This is a genomic window from Streptomyces sp. NPDC047043 (assembly GCF_040644055.1).
In the GTDB taxonomy this organism is placed as follows: domain Bacteria; phylum Actinomycetota; class Actinomycetes; order Streptomycetales; family Streptomycetaceae; genus Streptomyces.
Genome location: NZ_JBEYVO010000052.1, coordinates 46,663 through 64,488, shown reverse-complemented (window position 1 = coordinate 64,488; position 17,826 = coordinate 46,663). Strand labels below are relative to the sequence as shown.

General features: G+C 70.7%; 18 protein-coding genes. 11 read left to right on the top strand and 7 right to left on the bottom strand.

Annotated features, from left to right (window positions below):
* The 3 genes from ABZ880_RS50515 to truA all read left to right on the top strand — a co-directional run.
* The coding region (locus ABZ880_RS50515; protein WP_302832661.1) for a DNA-directed RNA polymerase subunit alpha C-terminal domain-containing protein at positions 1 to 390 on the top strand (390 nt) is incomplete at its 5' end.
* A gap of 85 nt (positions 391 to 475) precedes the next feature.
* Positions 476 to 991: a 50S ribosomal protein L17 gene (rplQ, locus tag ABZ880_RS50510; protein ID WP_361277870.1), complete on the top strand. Its 516-nt coding sequence runs from the start codon at positions 476 to 478 to the stop codon at positions 989 to 991.
* Positions 992 to 1,070: 79 nt separating this feature from the next.
* Entirely contained in the window at positions 1,071 to 1,928 is an 858-nt protein-coding gene (gene truA / locus ABZ880_RS50505) for a tRNA pseudouridine(38-40) synthase TruA (protein WP_361277868.1), read from the top strand.
* A 7-nt stretch (positions 1,929 to 1,935) separates the two neighbouring features.
* Here truA and ABZ880_RS50500 read toward each other — a convergent pair whose 3' ends face one another.
* Positions 1,936 to 2,817: a hypothetical protein gene (locus ABZ880_RS50500; RefSeq protein ID WP_361277866.1), complete on the bottom strand. Its 882-nt coding sequence runs from the start codon at positions 2,815 to 2,817 to the stop codon at positions 1,936 to 1,938.
* Positions 2,818 to 3,165: 348 nt separating this feature from the next.
* Between ABZ880_RS50500 and rplM the strand changes: the two genes are divergently transcribed.
* From rplM to glmM, 3 genes are all read left to right on the top strand, one after another.
* Complete coding sequence (rplM, locus tag ABZ880_RS50495) at positions 3,166 to 3,609, top strand: 50S ribosomal protein L13 (RefSeq protein WP_275775501.1); 444 nt, start codon at positions 3,166 to 3,168, stop codon at positions 3,607 to 3,609.
* Positions 3,610 to 3,651: 42 nt separating this feature from the next.
* A complete protein-coding gene (rpsI, locus tag ABZ880_RS50490; RefSeq protein WP_361277864.1) occupies positions 3,652 to 4,173 on the top strand; it encodes a 30S ribosomal protein S9 in 522 nt (173 codons plus the stop codon).
* Between the two features lie 152 nt (positions 4,174 to 4,325).
* On the top strand, positions 4,326 to 5,684 hold the full coding sequence (gene glmM / locus ABZ880_RS50485) for a phosphoglucosamine mutase (RefSeq protein WP_361277862.1): 1,359 nt from the start codon (positions 4,326 to 4,328) through the stop codon (positions 5,682 to 5,684).
* Here the strand turns inward: glmM and ABZ880_RS50480 are convergent.
* Together ABZ880_RS50480 and coaA are read right to left on the bottom strand one after the other, a co-directional pair.
* Complete coding sequence (locus tag ABZ880_RS50480; RefSeq protein WP_361277860.1) at positions 5,681 to 6,628, bottom strand: DUF389 domain-containing protein; 948 nt, start codon at positions 6,626 to 6,628, stop codon at positions 5,681 to 5,683. The two genes, glmM and ABZ880_RS50480, sit on opposite strands and share 4 nt — an antisense overlap.
* 30 nt (positions 6,629 to 6,658) lie before the next feature.
* A complete protein-coding gene (gene coaA / locus ABZ880_RS50475) occupies positions 6,659 to 7,627 on the bottom strand; it encodes a type I pantothenate kinase (RefSeq protein WP_361277858.1) in 969 nt (322 codons plus the stop codon).
* 163 nt (positions 7,628 to 7,790) lie between these two features.
* Here coaA and glmS point away from each other — a divergent pair, with 163 nt between their 5' ends.
* Positions 7,791 to 9,638: a glutamine--fructose-6-phosphate transaminase (isomerizing) gene (gene glmS / locus ABZ880_RS50470; protein ID WP_361277856.1), complete on the top strand. Its 1,848-nt coding sequence runs from the start codon at positions 7,791 to 7,793 to the stop codon at positions 9,636 to 9,638.
* 16 nt (positions 9,639 to 9,654) lie between these two features.
* On the opposite strand, the gene ABZ880_RS50465 is transcribed toward glmS, so the two are convergent.
* Both ABZ880_RS50465 and ABZ880_RS50460 read right to left on the bottom strand, forming a co-directional pair.
* Entirely contained in the window at positions 9,655 to 11,472 is a 1,818-nt protein-coding gene (locus ABZ880_RS50465) for an insulinase family protein (RefSeq protein WP_361277854.1), read from the bottom strand.
* A gap of 16 nt (positions 11,473 to 11,488) precedes the next feature.
* Positions 11,489 to 12,475 carry a hypothetical protein gene (locus ABZ880_RS50460; RefSeq protein ID WP_361277852.1) on the bottom strand — a complete coding sequence of 329 codons (987 nt, stop codon included), beginning with the start codon at positions 12,473 to 12,475 and terminating at the stop codon, positions 11,489 to 11,491.
* Positions 12,476 to 12,641: 166 nt separating this feature from the next.
* Here ABZ880_RS50460 and ABZ880_RS50455 point away from each other — a divergent pair, with 166 nt between their 5' ends.
* A complete protein-coding gene (locus tag ABZ880_RS50455) occupies positions 12,642 to 13,013 on the top strand; it encodes a holo-ACP synthase (RefSeq protein ID WP_361277850.1) in 372 nt (123 codons plus the stop codon).
* 31 nt (positions 13,014 to 13,044) lie between these two features.
* Here the strand turns inward: ABZ880_RS50455 and ABZ880_RS50450 are convergent, their stop codons facing one another.
* Positions 13,045 to 13,494: a hypothetical protein gene (locus tag ABZ880_RS50450; protein ID WP_361277848.1), complete on the bottom strand. Its 450-nt coding sequence runs from the start codon at positions 13,492 to 13,494 to the stop codon at positions 13,045 to 13,047.
* 93 nt (positions 13,495 to 13,587) lie between these two features.
* Here ABZ880_RS50450 and ABZ880_RS50445 point away from each other — a divergent pair, with 93 nt between their 5' ends.
* The gene (locus ABZ880_RS50445; RefSeq protein ID WP_361277846.1) at positions 13,588 to 15,072 is read left to right on the top strand and encodes an NAD(P)H-hydrate dehydratase; all 1,485 of its coding nucleotides are present in this window, start codon (positions 13,588 to 13,590) and stop codon (positions 15,070 to 15,072) included.
* Positions 15,073 to 15,092: 20 nt separating this feature from the next.
* Here ABZ880_RS50445 and ABZ880_RS50440 read toward each other — a convergent pair whose 3' ends face one another.
* Positions 15,093 to 15,470, bottom strand: a complete 378-nt coding sequence (locus tag ABZ880_RS50440) for a VOC family protein (RefSeq protein WP_361277844.1) — start codon at positions 15,468 to 15,470, stop codon at positions 15,093 to 15,095.
* 146 nt (positions 15,471 to 15,616) lie between these two features.
* On the opposite strand from ABZ880_RS50440, the gene ABZ880_RS50435 reads away from it, so the two are divergent.
* Both ABZ880_RS50435 and alr read left to right on the top strand, forming a co-directional pair.
* Complete coding sequence (locus ABZ880_RS50435) at positions 15,617 to 16,507, top strand: L,D-transpeptidase family protein (protein ID WP_361277842.1); 891 nt, start codon at positions 15,617 to 15,619, stop codon at positions 16,505 to 16,507.
* A 57-nt stretch (positions 16,508 to 16,564) separates the two neighbouring features.
* Entirely contained in the window at positions 16,565 to 17,734 is a 1,170-nt protein-coding gene (gene alr, locus ABZ880_RS50430; protein WP_361277840.1) for an alanine racemase, read from the top strand.
* Positions 17,735 to 17,826 lie beyond the last annotated feature (92 nt).

The window sequence follows — 17,826 nt, the reverse complement described above, 5'->3', positions numbered from 1 at the left end:
GGCAAGACCCTGGTCGAGCTGTTCGGTCTGGCCCGCGAGCTCAACATCGACGCCGAGGGCATCGACATGGGCCCGTCCCCCACGGACGCCGCCCTTGCCGCCGATCTGGCGCTGCCGATCGAGGAGCTGGAGCTCACCGTTCGGTCGTACAACTGCCTCAAGCGTGAGGGCATCCACTCCGTGGGTGAGCTCGTTGCGCGCTCCGAGGCCGACCTCCTGGACATCCGCAACTTCGGTGCGAAGTCCATCGACGAGGTCAAGGCGAAGCTGGCCGGCATGGGCCTGGCCCTCAAGGACAGCCCGCCCGGATTCGACCCCACGGCCGCTGCCGACGCCTTCGGCGCCGACGACGACGCGGACGCGGGTTTCGTGGAGACCGAGCAGTACTGATCGGTCGTTGCCGGTGAGCATCCGCTCATCGGGTTCCTGACCCCGGTACCTGACACGGCCGGGGCAGACACACAGGAGAAAGAAAATGCCGAAGCCCACCAAGGGTGCCCGTCTGGGCGGCAGTGCCGCGCACGAGAAGCTGCTCCTCGCGAACCTGGCGAAGAGCCTCTTCGAGCACGGCCGTATCACCACCACCGAGGCGAAGGCCCGCCGCCTGCGCCCGTACGCCGAGCGTCTGGTCACCAAGGCGAAGAAGGGCGACCTTCACAACCGCCGCCAGGTGCTGCAGGTCATCACGGACAAGAGCATCGTGCACACGCTCTTCACCGAGATCGGCCCGCGCTACGAGAACCGTCCGGGTGGCTACACCCGTATCACCAAGATCGGTAACCGCCGTGGCGACAACGCGCCCATGGCTGTCATCGAGCTGGTCGAGGCACTGACGGTTGCGCAGCAGGCGACCGGTGAGGCCGAGGCCGCCACCAAGCGTGCGGTCAAGGAAGACGCCCTCAAGAAGGACGAGGCCGTCGAGGCCAAGTCCGACGAGGTCGTCGAGGACGCCGCGCCGGAAGAGGCCGCCGAGGAGTCCAAGGACGCCTGAGGTTCCGCCTTGCAGTGAACGGGTCCGCCCTTCTGGGCGGGCCCGTTCCGCATTTCTGCATCGTTGAGAGGATCTAGGGGTGAGTGACGAAGTACAGCCCGGGTTCGTGCGGGTGCGGATGGATCTCTCCTACGACGGGACCGAGTTCTCCGGCTGGGCCAAGCAGGCCGGGGGGCGGCGGACCGTGCAGGGGGAGGTCGAGGATGCGCTGCGTACGGTCACGCGGTCGGGGGGGACGACGTACGAGCTGACCGTGGCCGGGCGGACCGATGCCGGGGTGCATGCGCGGGGGCAGGTCGTGCATGTCGATCTGCCTCGTGAGGTCTGGGGCGCGCACCACGACAAGCTGCTGAAGCGGCTTGCGGGGCGGCTGCCGAGGGATGTGCGGGTCTGGGCCCTCCGGGAGGCTCCCAGTGGCTTCAACGCCCGTTTCTCGGCGATCTGGCGGCGGTACGCGTACCGGGTGACGGACAACCCGGGTGGGGTCGATCCGCTGCTCCGCAACCACGTTCTGTGGCACGACTGGCCGCTCGATGTCGACGCCATGGCCGAGGCAGCGGGGCAGCTGCTGGGGGAGCACGACTTCGCCGCCTACTGCAAGAAGCGTGAGGGTGCGACCACCATTCGTACGCTCCAGGAGCTGAGCCTCGTGCGCGGGGACGACGGGATCATCACCGCCACCGTCCGCGCCGACGCCTTCTGCCACAACATGGTGCGCTCGCTGATCGGGGCGCTGCTGTTCGTGGGCGACGGGCACCGGGGCCCGGAGTGGCCGGGCAAGGTGCTCGCCGCCGGCGTACGGGACTCGGCCGTGCATGTCGTACGGCCGCACGGGCTGACCCTGGAAGAGGTCGGCTACCCGGCCGACGACCTGCTCGCCGCCCGCAACAAGGAGGCGCGCAACAAGCGGTCGCTGCCGGGTGCCGGGTGCTGCTGAGGCGCTGCTAGCCGTTCGCCGCGGCCGATGCCTGGGCCTCGCCGCGGCGGCGGATCTGGCGGAAGGTGAACTCGGCCAGGTCGTCGCCGACCTTGAAGACCGCTGTGTCCTTCTGCGTGACGTCCTTGCCACTGAAGTGGCCGGCGATCGTGAAGTAGGCGTAGCGGCCGTAGGAGTTGGTGGTCGAGCGGCAGATCGCGGCGTTGCAGAAGGGCTTCACACCCTTGCCGAAGAGCGACTTGATGAGGCCCTTCTTGTCGGTCTGGCCCTTTGCCCTGGTGGCCTGTGCCTCGGTGTCGAAGACGGCCACGCCCACGGTCACCCCGATGCCGTCCTTGACGTAGGTCACACGCAGGAAGCGGGTGCAGCCGTTGGACTTGAGCACCTTCGGGAGCGTGCCCTGGGTGACCGAGGTGCAGTCCTTCGTGTCGGCCGTGGGGCCCTTCTTGTACACGGTCGAGCCCATGGTCAGCTGCGTACCCGGGAAGAGGGTGGTCGCGCTGAGCGGGGCCGTGTCCTTGGCCTTGCTGGCGATGAAGTCCTTCGGGTCCAGCGGGGGCGGCGCGCTGGTCGGGGCGAAGGACGGGGCCGACGCGCTGCTGCTCGGGATGGAGGCACTCGCCGGCAGGTTGGACGGGTTGCCCGAGGCCTCGCTGTCGCCGTTCGCCGACACCACGGCCATCGCGACGGCGGTGCCTATCGCGATGGTCGCCACTGCGCCGCCACCGATGAACAGCAGCCGGCGCCTCTTGTTGCGCGTCTCGGACGCCTCGGCGAGCGCGGCCCAGTCCGGGGTCCGGCCGTCGCCGCCGTCGTTCCACGGCTGCTGGGAATGCGGTTTCCAGGGATCCCACTGGGACTGGGGTCCCCCCTGCTGCCCAAAGCTCATGGGGCGCATCTTAGACGGGGGGCGAGTGGTGCCGGTGAGGGTCCGGCGAGGCCTGCGGGGACCTTTCCGACAGGGCCGTACATCTCGGCCGCGTATTGTTGCGGCGGCGTCGTGCGGGATGGTGTGCGGGCCTCGTTTTGACCCGTCCGGGGCAGCGCTAGTACCCTTGCGGTTTGTTATGCGTATTGGCTTGGTCGCTCTCAGGCGAGAGGCCCCTACGTAGGTTCCCTGGAGCAGTTACCAGTGGGCGGCATACGGGCAGCGTTCCCGGCACTGTCGTCCCCAGCTGCACGATCGCTTCAAGGATGCCTTGTGTCAGCACCCATCCCTGAAGAAGAAGGCTGAGAAGTGCGTACGTACAGCCCTAAGCCCGGCGATGTCACTCGCCAGTGGCACGTCATTGACGCTCAGGACGTCGTCCTGGGCCGTCTCGCCACCACCGCCGCGTCCCTCCTGCGGGGCAAGCACAAGCCGATCTACGCCCCTCACGTCGACACCGGTGACTTCGTCATCATCATCAACGCCGACAAGGTGCACCTCTCCGGCAACAAGCGGACCCAGAAGATGGCGTACCGCCACTCCGGCTACCCGGGTGGTCTGCGCTCCGTCCGTTACGACGAGCTGCTCGACAAGAACCCCGAGAAGGCCGTCGAGAAGGCCGTCAAGGGCATGCTTCCCAAGAACACCCTGGGCCGTCAGATGCTCTCCAAGCTGAAGGTCTACTCGGGCGACCAGCACCCGCACGCTGCCCAGCAGCCGGTGCCGTTCGAGATCACCCAGGTCGCGCAGTAAGTCCGGCCACCCCCTAAGACTGAAGAGAATCTGAGGAGAATCGTGGCCGAGACCACCGTCGAGACGCCCGTCGAGGGCGAAGAGATCGTCGACATCGACAGCTACACCACCGAGTCCGAGGTCCCCGTCGAGGGCGAGTACACCTCGGAGTCCCTCGCGTCCCGCTTCGGCGAGCCCCAGCCGGCCGCCGGCCTGGGCCGTCGCAAGAACGCCATCGCCCGCGTCCGGATCGTCCCGGGCACCGGCAAGTGGAAGATCAACGGTCGCACCCTCGAGGACTACTTCCCGAACAAGGTGCACCAGCAGGAAGTCAACGAGCCCTTCAAGGTGCTCGAGCTCGAAGGCCGTTACGACGTCATCGCCCGCATCGCGGGTGGCGGTGTCTCCGGTCAGGCCGGTGCGCTCCGTCTCGGTGTCGCCCGCGCGCTGAACGAGGCCGACGTCGACAACAACCGCGGCCCGCTCAAGAAGGCCGGCTTCCTCCGCCGCGACGACCGTGCGGTCGAGCGCAAGAAGGCCGGTCTGAAGAAGGCCCGCAAGGCCCCGCAGTACAGCAAGCGCTAAACGCGTCCGCTGTCTTTGCAACGATCGCCCCGGCGGCACCCATTGTGCTGCCGGGGCGGTTCGTTTACACAACCCCTACTGTCCCCGGACAGTCTCAGGGGATGTACTCGGGAGTGAGCCGCACTCTCTTCAGCAATACGGAGGACACCACAGTGGGACGACTCTTCGGCACGGACGGCGTGCGCGGCGTCGCCAACGCGGACCTGACGGCGGAGATGGCGCTCGGCCTCTCCGTGGCCGCGGCGCACGTACTGGCCGAGGCGGGCACCTTCGAGGGCCACCGGCCGACGGCGGTCGTCGGACGGGACCCGCGAGCCTCCGGGGAGTTCCTCGAAGCCGCCGTGGTCGCCGGCCTCGCCAGCGCGGGCGTCGACGTCCTGCGCGTCGGTGTGCTGCCCACGCCGGCGGTGGCGTACCTCACCGGCGCGCTCGGCGCCGACCTCGGCGTCATGCTCTCCGCCAGCCACAACGCCATGCCCGACAACGGCGTCAAGTTCTTCGCCCGCGGCGGCCACAAGCTCGCCGACGAGCTCGAGGACAAGATCGAGGCCGTGTACGACGCCCACCGGCACGGTGAGCCCTGGGAGCGGCCGACGGGTGCGGGTGTCGGGCGGGTGCGGTCGTACGACGAGGGGTTCGACCAGTACGTCGCGCACCTCATCGCCGTACTCCCGAACCGGCTCGACGGGCTGAAGATCGTCCTCGACGAGGCGCACGGGGCTGCGGCGCGGGTGTCGCCCGAGGCGTTCTCGCGGGCCGGGGCCGAGATCGTCACGATCGGGGCCGAGCCCGACGGGCTCAACATCAACGACGGTTGCGGGTCGACGCATCTGGACAAGCTGAAGGCCGCCGTTGTCGAGCACGGGGCCGCGCTCGGGATCGCGCACGACGGTGACGCGGACCGGTGCCTCGCCGTGGACCACACCGGTGCGGAGGTCGACGGGGACCAGATTCTGGCCGTTGTCGCGCTGGCGATGCGGGAGCGTGGCGCGCTGCGGTCGGACACCGTCGTCGCCACGGTCATGTCCAACCTGGGCTTCAAGCTGGCGCTGGAGCGCGAGGGGCTCAGCCTCGTCCAGACGGCGGTCGGTGACCGTTACGTCCTGGAGGAGATGAAGGAGCACGGGTACGCGCTCGGGGGCGAGCAGTCCGGGCACGTGATCATCCTCGACCACGCGACCACCGGTGACGGCACGCTGACCGGGCTGATGCTGGCGGCCCGGGTCGCGGAGACCGGTCGTACGCTCAAGGACCTCGCGTCGGTGATGGAGCGGCTGCCGCAGGTGCTCATCAATGTGCCGGACGTGGACAAGTCGCGGGTGACGACCTCCGCCGAGCTGTCGGCCGCGATCGCCGATGCCGAGCGCGAACTCGGGTCCACCGGGCGGGTGTTGCTGCGGTCCTCCGGTACCGAGCCGCTGGTGCGGGTGATGGTCGAGGCCGCCGACATCGACCAGGCGCGGTCCGTGGCCGGGCGGCTCGCCGATGTCGTGAAGTCCGCCCTCGGTTAGAAGCTCGACGCCTTCGCCGTACGTTCGCGCTGCCTGGCCCAGAGCCACTTCTGGGTAAGGAGCGTGAGCGTTCCGGCGAGGATGATGCCCAGCAGGTTCAGGAGCAGTTGTTCCGTGGAGCCCCAGGCCTGTCTGTACTCGTCGTAGGCGAAGGCCACCGCGGCGTTCGCGGCTGCCGGGACCGTGGTGACCGAGATCGCGACGCCCACCAGCAGGCCAGACTTCGCCGAGGTCAGCGAGAGGGTGCCGGCGATACCGGCCAGGACCGCCACGACGAACGAGAAGGCGTCGGGGCGGTAGATGAAGTTGGTGTTGGGGCGTTCGGCCGCCAGCCGGACCTTGGTGAACAGGTTCAGCCAGTCCATGACGTGGGTGAAGCCGACCGTCACCAGCATGGCGACGGCGAAGCCGAGGAGCAGCGCGGTCAGGGAGCGCAGGGCCAGCCTGGGGTGGCGTTGCACGGCCGCGGTGCAGATGCCGGCCAGGGGGCCGAACTCCGGGCCCACCGCCATCGCGCCGACGATCAGGATCGCGTTGTCGAGCACCACACCGCAGGCCGCGATCATCGTGGCGAGCGTGATGAAGGCGACGTAGGTGACGGAGAGCGTCGACTCCTCGTGCGTGGCGTCGGCCAGGTGCTCCCACAGGACCGCGTCCGCGCCCTCGCCCGGTGCTTCCTCCTCCGCCTTGTCGGCGCGCCTGGACAGCGACAGGTCGATGTTCTCGACGGCGATCGAGCCGGTCTTGTCCAGGTCCAACGCCCTGAGCGCGCCGATGAGTTCGTCACCCGCCTCGCGGGCCACGTCGCACATGACGACGTCTCCGGCGGGGTTGCGGGCGGCGCCGGGGACGACGACGAGGTGTGTGGTGCCGACCGTCTTCTCGATCAGGCGGACCACGTCGTCGGTCTTGTCGGACGGCGTGATCAGGCGCAGGTGCAGCATGGTTCTTTTTAACAGGCCGGTGTTACGGCGTCACAGCTTGCGCAGGCTCAGGCGCTGGACCTTGTGGTCCGGGCCCTTGCGGACGACGAGGGTGGCGCGGCCGCGGGTGGGGGCGATGTTCTCGACCAGGTTGGGCTTGTTGATGGTGCGCCAGAGCGTGCGGGCGTAGTCGAGTGCCTCCTCCTCGGAGACCTGGGTGTACTTCCTGAAGTACGAGTCCGGGTTCTGGAAGGCGGTCTGGCGCAGCTTCTTGAAGCGGTTGAGGTACCAGCGCTCGATGTCCTCGCCGCTCGCGTCGACGTACACGCTGAAGTCGAAGTAGTCGGCGAGGCCGACGCGGGTGCGGCCGTCCTTGCCGGGGAGGGCGGGCTGCAGGACGTTCAGGCCCTCGACGATGAGGATGTCGGGGCGGCGGACCGTGAGCTTCCGGTCCGGGACGATGTCGTAGATCAGGTGGGAGTAGACGGGGGCCGTGACCTCGTCCTTGCCGGCCTTGATGTCGGCGACGAAGCGGGTGAGGGCGCGGCGGTCGTAGGACTCGGGGAAACCCTTCCGCGACATCAGGCCGCGGGCCTGCAACTCCCTGGTGGGGAGCAGGAAGCCGTCGGTGGTGACGAGTTCGACGCGGGGGTGTTCCGGCCAGCGGGAGAGCAGGGCCTGGAGGAGACGGGCGACCGTGGACTTCCCTACGGCGACGGAGCCCGCGACTCCTATCACGAAGGGCGTGCCCGACTGGGAGCCCTGCTCGCCGAGGAAGGTGTTCAGGGCGCCTCTGAGACCGTCCGTGGCGCCGACGTAGAGGTTGAGAAGCCGGGACAGCGGGAGGTAGATGTCCCGCACCTCGTCGAGGTCGATGACGTCACCGAGGCCGCGCAGCTTCTCGACCTCCTCGGCGGTGAGCGGCAGCGGCGTCTTCTCGCGCAGCGCGCTCCACTCGGCTCGGGTGAGGTCGACGTAGGGAGTCGCCTCCGGCCTGGGCCGGTGGGCGCTCCGGGGCATCGAGGAGACCGGAGAGATCACAGTCCATTGTTAACGGAGTTTGAACGGGACGGCGGGTGGGGTGTGTCACGTTCGATGCGGGGTGCCGTACGGCCGTGGGAATTTCCGAAATCGGGCACACGGAGCCTCTTTTCGGCGGGCGTCGGCCCGTAGGCTGCCGCGCATGTGCGGAATCGTGGGATACGTGGGGTCGCAGTCGGCGCTTGATGTCGTGATGGCCGGACTGAAGCGGCTGGAGTACCGGGGGTACGACTCGGCGGGCGTCGCGGTGCTCGCGGACGGCGGGCTGGCCGGTGCGAAGAAGGCCGGGAAGCTGGTGAACCTGGAGAAGGAACTGGTGGACCGGCCGCTGCCGACGGGCATGACGGGCATCGGGCACACGCGGTGGGCCACGCACGGGGGGCCGACGGACGCGAACGCGCATCCGCACCTGGACAACGCGGGGCGGGTCGCGGTCGTGCACAACGGGATCATCGAGAACTTCGCCGTGCTGCGGGCCGAGTTGGCGGAGCGGGGGCACGATCTGGCCTCCGAGACCGACACCGAGGTCGTCGCGCATCTGCTCGCCGAGGAGTTCTCCTCGTGCGCCGATCTCGCCGAGGCGATGCGGCTGGTGTGCCGGCGGCTGGAGGGGGCGTTCACGCTGGTCGCCGTGCATGCCGACGATCCGGACGTGGTGGTGGGGGCGCGGCGGAACTCTCCGCTGGTGGTGGGCGTCGGGGAGGGTGAGTCCTTTCTCGCCTCGGACGTCGCCGCGTTCATCGCCCACACGCGGTCGGCGATCGAGCTGGGCCAGGACCAGGTGGTGGAGCTGCGCCGCGACGGGGTGACGGTGACGGGCTTCGACGGCCGCCCCGCCGACGTGCGCTCGTACCACGTCGACTGGGACGCGTCGGCCGCGGAAAAGGGCGGTTATGACTACTTCATGCTCAAGGAGATCGCCGAGCAGCCCAAGGCGGTCGCCGATACGTTGCTGGGGCGCATCGACGCCGGCGGTTCGCTGACGCTGGACGAGGTCCGGATCGGCGCCTCGGAGCTGCGGGAGGTCGACAAGGTCGTCATCGTGGCCTGCGGTACGGCGTTCCATGCCGGGTTGATCGCCAAGTACGCCATCGAGCACTGGACGCGGATTCCGTGCGAGGTGGAGCTCGCGAGCGAGTTCCGGTACCGGGATCCGATTCTGGGCGCGCGCTCCCTGGTGATCGCCATTTCGCAGTCCGGCGAGACGATGGACACCCTGATGGCGCTGCGGCATGCGCGCGAGCAGGGCTCCAAGGTGCTGGCGATCTGCAACACCAACGGCTCGACGATCCCGCGCGAGTCGGACGCTGTGCTGTACACGCACGCCGGGCCGGAGGTGGCGGTCGCGTCGACGAAGGCGTTTCTGACACAGCTCGTCGCCTGCTATCTGGTCGCGCTGTATCTCGGGCAGGTGCGGGGCACCAAGTGGGGTGACGAGATCGGTGCGGTGATCCGGGACCTGTCGCAGATCTCCGGTGAGGTCGATCGGGTGCTGGAGACCATGGAGCCGGTACGGGCGCTGGCGCGGTCGCTCGCCGACAAGAACACGGTGCTGTTCCTGGGACGGCACGTGGGCTATCCGGTGGCACTGGAGGGCGCGCTCAAGCTGAAGGAGCTCGCCTACATGCACGCCGAGGGGTTTGCGGCGGGGGAGTTGAAGCACGGTCCCATCGCGCTGATCGAGGACGACATGCCCGTGGTGGTGGTCGTGCCGTCGCCCCGGGGCCGGTCCGTGCTGCACGACAAGATCGTGTCCAACATCCAGGAGATCCGGGCCCGGGGTGCGCGGACGATCGTGATCGCGGAGGAGGGGGACGAGGCGGTCGTGCCGTACGCCGACCACCTGATCCGGATCCCGGCCACGCCGACCTTGCTGCAACCGCTCGTGGCCACCGTGCCGTTGCAGGTGTTCGCCTGCGAGCTGGCGACGGCTCGCGGCAACGAGGTGGACCAGCCGCGGAACCTGGCGAAGTCGGTGACGGTGGAGTAGGACGCGGCCACCGGGGTCAGCCGTGTTCCCGCTGCCGGACCCGGTACAGGCGGCGAGCGGTGCGGATGAGCCAGTACTCCAGGAGGAACGCGCCGAACCCGGGGAACCCGGCCGAGTGCGCCCCACGTGCCGCCTCGACGAGGAGGACCACGCAGAGCACGGGCCAGACCGCGGCCAGCACGGTGGCGACCACGAAAAGCACCGTCTCGTTCCTGGCGGGCTTCTGCCGGCTCCCGGCCGCCTTCCGCCCGGCGTCGGTCTTCTTCCGCCCGCTGCCCGGGCGCTGCGCCTCGGACGCCTTCCGCTCGCGCGGTTGCGGGATCTGCTCCTCCGTACGGGCCGGCAGCGGGACCACCGCGGCGGCGGGTACGGCCGCGTCCAGCACCGCGATCCGCTCGGGCGTGACGTTCCCGTACAGGGTCGGCTCGATCGTCACGCGGAAGCCGTCGAGGCCGGTCAGCTGCCGGGCCCCGTCCGGGCGGGTGGTCATCGCCGCGCAGGCGTCGTACCGCACGGTGACCAGGCCGCCCGGCAGCGACAGGGTCACGCCCGTGTCGGCGATGACCAGCGTGACGTCCTCGTCCTCCAGCGAGGGGTGCAGGGTGCCGGAGACCCCGGTGGCCGAGTACTGCGGGGCGGGGGCCAGGCCCGCCCAGTCGGCTCCCCGGGTCGGCACCTGGAGCAGCCCGCCGTCCCACGCCTCGCGGGCGACCTCGCGCAGGTCCGCGACGGTGACCGCCTGCAGTTCGGCCCTGTGCTGCTCGGGTGTCTGCAGCCGGTGGCCGAGCAGCAGGCTGAGCGCGTACGACGGCAGCATGGCGGCGCCGAGGTCGGGGGTGTCGTACGGCTTGAGCAACTTGCCGCGTGCGGAGTCCAGTTCGGCCTGCTCGACACGGCCCGCACGCAGCCGGGCGAACGCGTCGACGAAGCCGCCGACCACCGCGTCCTGCTTCTGCGGCAGGGCGTCGGCGTACGCGGTCAGGGTGGCGAAGTCGGCGTCACGCGGGGTGTAGTCGGCCTCCGCCGAGTACGAGTAACCGCCCTGCTGGCGCAGGTCCTTGAAGAGTGCGCGGCCCAGCACCTCGGCGAAGACGGCGGCCGCGGTGGAGCGGCGCAGGACGGAGGTGAAGACCAGGTGGCCGTCGTCGCCCAGGATGTAGGCGGGCGTGACGGGCAGTGCACTGGTCGGGGCCGGTGCGGGGAAGCGGTGGCCGGCGGGCAGGGTGAGGTCGAGGCCCTCCGGCACGCGGTCGCTGGTGAGCCACAGCACCGCGTTGTCCCGGGTGAAGCGGGTCTCGGCCCAGTGCCGTACCTGGTCGGCGGTCAGGCTGTGGGTGCCGAGTTCGTCGTAGCTGGACAGGCCGTAGCCCTGGGCGCCGTAACGCCACAGTGGCATCCGGGAGTTGGGGCCGTTCGCGCGGCCCGCGGCCTCGGTGCGGAGGATCTCCTTCTCCGTCTCCAGCCGGGCAAGCGGCAGGTCGCGCAGGGCGGCGCACACGCTGTTGAGGTACGTGACGACCTCGTCCTCGCTGCCGGTGACGTGGAAGAGGGTGTACGCGTTCGCCGTCGCGCCGTTGTAGTGGAGGTCGGACAGGCCCAGGCGGTGCAGGGCGAGGTGCTCGACGAGGTGGGTGAGGCCGGCGGTGGCGAGGGTCTCGTCGGCGCGGCCCACGCGGAAGAAGAGTCCGGCCGTGATCTCGCCGGGGCGTGGGGCGTAGAGGGTGGGGATGCCCTGGACGGTGGCGTGGTCGATCAGGCCGTCGAGGGCGGTCAGGGCGGCGTCGGTGGTGTCGGCAGCCGGCTGTTCCGTGGCCGTCGTGTCGCTCGTGGTCATTGGTCTCCGTCCCCCCTCAGAGCGTTGCCAGCGCGGCCGCGCGGTACTTGGTGAACTGGTTCTTCCAGTCCGGCAGGTACTGCCAGCAGGACTCCGAGGCCGTGTTGCCCAGGGCGGCGAAGTGCCGGGCGGCGTCCTCGAGATGGCCGCCGAGCGAGAAGGCCAGGGCGAAGGTGCTGTGGCCGTCGATCCAGTGCCAGCCGGGGCGGTGGTCGGGGTGCAGGACCGACACCTGGGCGGCGTGGCGCAGGTCGTCGCGGACCGGGACACCTCGCAGGTACGCGATGTCCTCGTCGCCCGGCAGGTCCAGCCAGTGCTCGATGTGCGCCTCGGCGACCAGGGCTCCGGCCTGCGAGCCGTCCGGCGCGGCGCTCGCGGCCTCCCGGGCGAAGCCGTGCGCGGCCTCCCAGGAACCGCCCCACTTGGGGCACAGCTGCTGCAGCAACTGCGACTGGGCGCGGAAGTGGTGCGGGTGGTGCTCCGACAGCCGGTCGTAGCGGCGCCGGGCCTCGGACTGCCCGAGCTCCAGGCCGCGGGCGGTCAGCAGCCGGGCGGTCCAGGCGGGGGCGTACCCCGGCTGCTCCGCGCACACCTCGATCAGCAGTCCTTCGGCCTTGCGCAGCCAGGCGTGGAACTCCTTGAACTGCTCGCGCGTGACGTCCTGGGCACGGGCGGCGCTGCGGGCCTTCCAGCCGAGGCGGATGTACCGCTCGGCGAGGAGGGTGCGGGGGAGCGGATCGGCGGGGCGTTCCTCGGCAGCCTGCTTCAGGTACTTCTCCGTCCCCCAGATGTCGGCGAGAGCGCCGGAGGCGAAGGAGACCTTGTCGACGGAGTCGAGCCCCGCGAAGAAGGCCTGCGTGGCCGCCCAGTCGCCGTTCTGCCCGGCGGTGCGCAGCGGGGTGAGCTCGGGCAGGGCGTCGAAGGGGTCGGTTGTCGGTGCCGACGACTCGACGGGTCTGCCGCCGTCCTTTTTCGCGGTGCGTCTACCGCTGGTGGCGCTCATACGGACGTCCCCCTGGCGTCTCTCGTACGGCGCGCTTCTGGCCCCCCAGGCGCGCGAGTCTCGGCAGGTTAGCAGGGGGGTGGGGCCGGAGGGGACTCGGTTATGGGGGTGCTCGAGGGCGTCGGAGCGGAGCCTGTCGGCGGCGGCCGGATCGTAGAGTGCGCGGATGAGCATCATCGGGGTCGGTATCGACGTGGCCGAGATCGAGCGGTTCGAGGCATCGCTGAAGCGGACGCCTGGGATGGCTGAACGGCTGTTCGTGGAGAGCGAGTTGCTGCTGCCCAGCGGGGAGCGGCGGGGCGTTGCCTCGCTCGCCGCGCGGTTTGCTGCCAAGGAGGCGCTGGCCAAGGCGCTAGGCGCGCCGGCCGGGCTGTTGTGGACCGACGCCGAGGTCTATGTCGAGGACAGTGGGCAACCGAGGCTGCGGGTGAAGGGGACCGTGGCGGCGCGGGCCGCGGAGCTGGGGGTGCGGGCATGGCATCTGTCGCTCAGTCATGACGCCGGCGTGGCCTCGGCCGTGGTGGTCGCGGAGGGGTGAACCCCCGGCAGAGCGGCGCCGGGTACGCGCTCTACATGCTGATCCAGCAGTACAGGCGCTGCCCCCGGGCCACCGCCCGCTCCGCCAGGCCGGAGAGGTCGCGGAGGAAGTCGGTGAGGTCGTCCGGCTCGGGGGTCCGGTAGAAGTCGCCGGAGGTGGCCCACCCTTGGGCCACGGCGTCCAGCAACCCCCGGTCGAAGCCCGCGAGTGCGTCACGGAAGGTGTCGGTCAGCGTCACCCCGACGACTTCGCCGTCCCCCACCATGGCCACCAGGTCCCCGTGACGGGGGTCGGCCTTGACGGCCTCCGCGGACCGGCCGGTCATGAGCACTTCGGCGTGCAGCAGCACGGCCACCGGATCGATGCCCTTGACCGCTACCTCGTCGTATCCCGTCCCGGTGGGCTGATCGTCCTGGCGCACGACCGCCCGGGCGGCGTCCTCGTCGTCGGCAGCGGCGTAGTAGCCGTAGATGACTCCCATCCGGCCGATCATGGCAGCCGCCACTGACAGTCGGTCCGCCCGGCGACGCGTCGGGGGTGCGGCCCCGGGGCCGGTCGGGAGAGACTCGGCCCCATGCGTACTGCGTACAGCGTGGAGACGGTAAGGGCGGCCGAACGGGCGCTGATGGCACGGCTTCCGGAGGGGGCGCTGATGCAGCGCGCCGCCGCCGGACTCGCCGCCGCGTGCGCCGAGTTGCTCGGGCGGGTGTACGGCAGCCGCGTCGTACTGCTCGTCGGCAGCGGGGACAACGGGGGTGACGCCCTGTACGCCGGCGCCCGCCTCGCCCGGCGCGGGGCCGGGGTCACCGCCGTGCTGCTCGCACCCGAGCGGGCGCATGCCGGGGGGCTCGCGGCGCTGCTGCGGGCGGGAGGGCGGGCCGTTGCCTCTGGTGCGGACGCGGGGCCGGCCGGTGGTGCCGCCGCCGCGGCCGGTGTCGGTGTCGTCGAGGAGGCGATCCTGCGGGCCGATCTCGTCGTCGACGGCATCGTGGGGATCGGCGGCAAGGGCGGACTCAGGCCCGCGGCCGCGCAGTTGGTGGCGTCCGTCGCCGAGTCCCGTGCCGCCGTCGTCGCCGTCGACCTGCCGAGCGGGGTGGACGCCGACACGGGGGAGGTGCGCGGGGATGCCGTACGGGCCGATCTGACCGTGACCTTCGGGACGCACAAGCCGGGGCTGCTGATCGACCCCGCGCGCGAGTACGCCGGTTCCGTGCGGCTCGTCGACATCGGGCTCGGGGCCGAACTGCCCGCCGAGCCCGAGCTGGAGGCCCTGCAGCACGCCGACGTGGCCCGGCTGCTGCCGGTGCCGGGCGCCGAGAGCGACAAGTACCGGCGCGGCGTCGTCGGGATCGCCGCCGGGTCGGCCCGGTACCCCGGGGCGGCCGTGCTGGCCGTGTCCGGGGCGCTGCGCGGCGGGGCGGGGGCCGTGCGCTACGTCGGGCCCGCCGGGGACGCCGTGATCTCCCGCTTCCCCGAGACGCTGGTGTCGGACAAGGGACCGAAGCAGGCCGGGCGGGTGCAGGCCTGGGTGGTCGGGCCGGGCGCCGGGGACGACGCGGCGACCGTGGCCGAAGTGCTGGCGGCGGACGTACCCGTGCTGATCGACGCGGACGGGCTGCGGCTGGCCGACCGGGATGCCGTACGAGGCCGTGCGGCGCCGACGCTCATGACCCCGCACGCAGGTGAGGCCGCCGCGCTGCTCGGGGTGGCGCGGGAGGAGGTCGAGGGGGCACGGCTGGTCTCGGCCCGCGAACTCGCCGCCCGCTACGACGCGACCGTACTGCTCAAGGGCTCGACCACGCTGGTCGCGGACGCACGGGGCGGTGCCGTCCGGGTCAACGCCACGGGGACGCCCTGGCTGGCCACGGCCGGGAGCGGCGACGTGCTGTCGGGGCTCGCGGGGTCGCTGCTCGCCTCCGGGCTCTCCGCGCCGGACGCGGGGAGCGCAGCGGCGTATCTCCACGGGCTGGCCGGACGGTTCGCGGCCGACGGGGCACCGGCCGGGGCGCACGACGTGGCCGAGGCGGTCCCGGCGGCCTGGCGGGACGTCCGGGACTGACCGTTGCCGAAAGGCAGGCCCTAGCGCAGGTCCTGCACCACGCTGAGGATGTTCCCCTCGCTGTCCTTGAACCAGGCGCCGCGCATGCCCGCGTCCTCCACCACGCCGTTCACCGTCTTCAGGCCGGGCAGGTCGTACTTCTCGAAGGTGACGCCGCGACCGCGCAGCTCCGTCATCTCCGCGTCGAGGTCCTCGACCGTCCAGCCCGCCAGCGTGTGGGCCGCCTGGCCGCCGCTCGGTGTCCGGTAGACGTGGAACCGGGTGCCGCCGGACTCGAAGAGGACGACTTCCTTCCGGTCGTCGATCAGCTTGAGGCCGAGTGTGTCTCCGTAGAAGTGCTTGGCCCTTTCGATGTCACTGGCCGGGATGACGGCGGTCAGCGGTGCGTCAGCCAACATGTCCTCCACCTCCTGTCACCAGCCTAGGTCGGGGATCGAAACGGGCAATCCGGATGACTGCTCCTCCACGGCGGTCGCTCCCCAATAAGGGTGACCCCGCCGCGCGGCACACTCGGCCCACCATCCCCACACGTTTCTCTGATTGCATGATTAATAGACGTATTGCGTGCGGGGGTGTCGCCGTGCTGCTCGCCGCGGCCACCGCCCTGCCCGTCGGAACCGCCGCGGCCGACCCCGCGCCCCTCGCCCCCGGACCCGAGGTCGAGCAGCTCGTGCCCGGTGTCGCTCCGGGGCCGTACCAGCCCTGGCAGATCGACACGCCCGACCAGATGCTGCCGCCGAAGGTGTACACGCCCACCGCCGACGAGGACGCCGTCGAGCCCCGGGACGCGGCGGAGGGGACGTACGACCTCGTCGAGTACGTGCCGCTCGGAGACGCCGTCGACAAGGTGGCGTGCAGCAAGCGGACCGGGCCTTATCAGAAGGCGGTCGAGCGGTGGCTGAAGCTGAAGGCGGACGGGAAGCAGTCGGCGGCCGACTGCCGGGCCATCCGCAACTTCCAGGTGAAGCACCGGATCAAGGCCGCGACCGGGTTCGCCGGACCCGTCACCTGGGCCACCATGCAGCTCATCTCCGCGAAGAAGAACCCGAACGCGGCCAAGAAGTGCCCGGTACGGAAGTACCGCGTCGCCTGTGTCGATCTCAGCCGGCAGCTGACCTGGGTGCAGAAGGGGAAAAAGGTGCTCTACGGGCCCGTCCCCATGCGCAGCGGACGGGCCGGCCACCGGACCCGGACCGGGTGGCACAAGATCTACTGGAAGCACAAGAACCACTGGTCGACGCTCTACAACTCGCCCATGCCCTATGCCCAGTTCTTCGACGGCGGCCAGGCCTTCCACGCCGTCTACGGCAGCATCTACACCACCGTCGGCTCATGGGGCTGCGTCAATCTGCGCCTCGGCGACGCGCGGAAGCTGTGGGGTGTCCTGAAGAAGGGCGACCAGGTCTACGTGTGGGGGAGCAGGCCCGGGGCGTAGGACATCGCCCGGGCGTCCGAGGGGTCTGTCGGACCCCTCTGAGACACTGGGGGCGCCATGACTGAGACAGCGACTGCCCCGACCGCGCCCCTGCGTGCCCGCGCCGAGATCGATCTGGACGCCCTGCGGGCCAATGTGCGGACCCTGCGCGCCCTCGCGCCGGGTGCGGCTCTCATGGCCGTCGTCAAGTCCGAGGCGTACGGCCACGGGGCCGTGCCGTGTGCCCGGGCGGCCGTCGAGGCGGGCGCGAGCTGGCTGGGTACGGCCACGCCGGAGGAGGCGCTCGCGCTGCGTGCCGCCGGACTGCCCGGGCGCATCATGTGCTGGCTGTGGACGCCGGGCGGGCCCTGGCGGGAGGCGATCGAGGCCGACATCGACGTGGCCGTGAGCGGCATGTGGGCCCTCGAGGAGGTCACGGCGGCGGCCCGGGCGGCGGGAGTCCCCGCGCGCGTGCAGCTCAAGGCCGACACCGGGCTCGGGCGCAACGGGTGCCAGCCCGGGGAGGACTGGGCCGAGCTGGTCGGGGCCGCCCTGCGGGCCGAGGCCGAGGGGATCGTCCGCATCACGGGCCTCTGGTCGCACTTCGCCTGCGCCGACGAACCGGGGCACCCCTCGATCGCCCATCAGCTCACCCGCTTCCGGGAGATGCTCGCCCACGCCGAGCAGCAGGGCGTCCGCCCGGAAGTGCGCCACATCGCCAACTCCCCGGCCACGCTCACCCTTCCCGAGGCCCACTTCGACCTCGTACGGACCGGGATCGCCCTGTACGGCATCTCACCGAGCCCCGAGGTCGGCACCCCGGCCGACTTCGGACTACGCCCGGTGATGACGCTCGCGGCGTCCATCGCCCTGGTGAAGCACGTCCCCGGGGGTCACGGCGTCAGTTACGGGCATCACTACATCACCCCCGGTGCGACGACCCTCGGACTCGTCCCCGTCGGATACGCCGACGGCATCCCGCGGCATGCCTCCGGCACCGGCCCCGTCCTGGTCGACGGCAAGTGGCGGACCGTGGCGGGGCGCGTCGCGATGGACCAGTTCGTCGTCGACCTCGGGGGCGACGAGCCCGCGGTCGGCACCGAAGCGGTGCTCTTCGGGCCCGGCGACCGGGGCGAGCCCACCGCCGAGGACTGGGCGCAGGCCGCAGGCACCATCGCCTACGAAATCGTCACACGGATCGGAACCCGCGTTCCCCGCGTCTACGTGAATGAAGAACAAAGCGGGTAACCGCACTGAGGCGCGACCGTCCGACAGAAGTGCCGCATCTGTAATTCGGGCAACATCGGGCAGTCGGTCAACAGCGGTATCAACACGGCAAC

What these genes read in the sequence shown, in the direction of transcription:
- rplQ (WP_361277870.1), top strand. Translation starts at nt 476, where the DNA reads ATGCCGAAGCCCACCAAGGGTGCCCGTCTGGGCGGCAGTGCCGCGCAC.
- ABZ880_RS50500 (WP_361277866.1), bottom strand. Translation starts at nt 2,817, where the DNA reads ATGAGCTTTGGGCAGCAGGGGGGACCCCAGTCCCAGTGGGATCCCTGG.
- ABZ880_RS50480 (WP_361277860.1), bottom strand. Translation starts at nt 6,628, where the DNA reads ATGCTGCACCTGCGCCTGATCACGCCGTCCGACAAGACCGACGACGTG.
- coaA (WP_361277858.1), bottom strand. Translation starts at nt 7,627, where the DNA reads ATGCCCCGGAGCGCCCACCGGCCCAGGCCGGAGGCGACTCCCTACGTC.
- glmS (WP_361277856.1), top strand. Translation starts at nt 7,791, where the DNA reads ATGTGCGGAATCGTGGGATACGTGGGGTCGCAGTCGGCGCTTGATGTC.
- ABZ880_RS50465 (WP_361277854.1), bottom strand. Translation starts at nt 11,472, where the DNA reads ATGACCACGAGCGACACGACGGCCACGGAACAGCCGGCTGCCGACACC.
- ABZ880_RS50460 (WP_361277852.1), bottom strand. Translation starts at nt 12,475, where the DNA reads ATGAGCGCCACCAGCGGTAGACGCACCGCGAAAAAGGACGGCGGCAGA.
- ABZ880_RS50455 (WP_361277850.1), top strand. Translation starts at nt 12,642, where the DNA reads ATGAGCATCATCGGGGTCGGTATCGACGTGGCCGAGATCGAGCGGTTC.
- ABZ880_RS50450 (WP_361277848.1), bottom strand. Translation starts at nt 13,494, where the DNA reads ATGGGAGTCATCTACGGCTACTACGCCGCTGCCGACGACGAGGACGCC.
- ABZ880_RS50445 (WP_361277846.1), top strand. Translation starts at nt 13,588, where the DNA reads ATGCGTACTGCGTACAGCGTGGAGACGGTAAGGGCGGCCGAACGGGCG.
- ABZ880_RS50440 (WP_361277844.1), bottom strand. Translation starts at nt 15,470, where the DNA reads ATGTTGGCTGACGCACCGCTGACCGCCGTCATCCCGGCCAGTGACATC.
- ABZ880_RS50435 (WP_361277842.1), top strand. Translation starts at nt 15,617, where the DNA reads ATGATTAATAGACGTATTGCGTGCGGGGGTGTCGCCGTGCTGCTCGCC.
- alr (WP_361277840.1), top strand. Translation starts at nt 16,565, where the DNA reads ATGACTGAGACAGCGACTGCCCCGACCGCGCCCCTGCGTGCCCGCGCC.